Origin of the sequence: Klebsiella sp. 2019SCSN059, assembly GCF_021739525.1 — a bacterium.
In the GTDB taxonomy this organism is placed as follows: domain Bacteria; phylum Pseudomonadota; class Gammaproteobacteria; order Enterobacterales; family Enterobacteriaceae; genus Klebsiella; species Klebsiella quasipneumoniae.
Genome location: NZ_JAKKOM010000113.1, coordinates 1 through 1246, shown reverse-complemented (window position 1 = coordinate 1246; position 1246 = coordinate 1). Strand labels below are relative to the sequence as shown.

The following is a 1246-nucleotide window of genomic DNA, read 5'->3' as shown; positions in this document are numbered from 1 at the left end:
AGATTATCAAAAAGGATCTTCACCTAGATCCTTTTAAATTAAAAATGAAGTTTTAAATCAATCTAAAGTATATATGACCTAGATTCTACGTCAGTACTTCAAAAAGCATAATCAAAGCCTTGATAAATATGCATTCCTTCGAAATTCAGCTTTCACCCATTGGGTGAAAGAAAAGTGCTCAAAAATATGTTAAATTATCAGCTTTTATGACTCGATATATGGTAAAATAATAGTAAGAAAAGTAGTAAAAAGGGGTTCTAATTATGATTAATAAAATTGATTTCAAAGCTAAGAATCTAACATCAAATGCAGGTCTTTTTCTGCTCCTTGAGAATGCAAAAAGCAATGGGATTTTTGATTTTATTGAAAATGACCTCGTATTTGATAATGACTCAACAAATAAAATCAAGATGAATCATATAAAGACCATGCTCTGCGGTCACTTCATTGGCATTGATAAGTTAGAACGTCTAAAGCTACTTCAAAATGATCCCCTCGTCAACGAGTTTGATATTTCCGTAAAAGAACCTGAAACAGTGTCACGGTTTCTAGGAAACTTCAACTTCAAGACAACCCAAATGTTTAGAGACATTAATTTTAAAGTCTTTAAAAAACTGCTCACTAAAAGTAAATTGACATCCATTACGATTGATATTGATAGTAGTGTAATTAACGTAGAAGGTCATCAAGAAGGTGCGTCAAAAGGATATAATCCTAAGAAACTGGGAAACCGATGCTACAATATCCAATTTGCATTTTGCGACGAATTAAAAGCATATGTTACCGGATTTGTAAGAAGTGGCAATACTTACACTGCAAACGGTGCTGCGGAAATGATCAAAGAAATTGTTGCTAACATCAAATCAGACGATTTAGAAATTTTATTTCGAATGGATAGTGGCTACTTTGATGAAAAAATTATCGAAACGATAGAATCTCTTGGATGCAAATATTTAATTAAAGCCAAAAGTTATTCTACACTCACCTCACAAGCAACGAATTCATCAATTGTATTCGTTAAAGGAGAAGAAGGTAGAGAAACTACAGAACTGTATACAAAATTAGTTAAATGGGAAAAAGACAGAAGATTTGTCGTATCTCGCGTACTGAAACCAGAAAAAGAAAGAGCACAATTATCACTTTTAGAAGGTTCCGAATACGACTACTTTGGTAATGACTCCAACTTACTGATAGTGTTTTATGTTCAGATAATGCCCGATGACTTTGTCATGCAGCTCCACCGATT

General features: G+C 33.0%; 1 protein-coding gene and 1 pseudogene. One reads left to right on the top strand and one right to left on the bottom strand.

Going from position 1 to position 1246, the window contains the following annotated elements:
- Window positions 1–263 precede the first annotated feature (263 nt).
- A pseudogene (locus tag L2I46_RS29130) lies at window positions 264–1169 on the top strand (IS1380-like element ISEcp1 family transposase); the annotation flags it as partial.
- 15 nt (window positions 1170–1184) lie between these two features.
- Here the strand turns inward: L2I46_RS29130 and L2I46_RS29860 are convergent.
- Window positions 1185–1241 carry an IS1 family transposase gene (locus L2I46_RS29860; RefSeq protein WP_003032489.1) on the bottom strand — a complete coding sequence of 19 codons (57 nt, stop codon included), beginning with the start codon at window positions 1239–1241 and terminating at the stop codon, window positions 1185–1187.
- Window positions 1242–1246 lie beyond the last annotated feature (5 nt).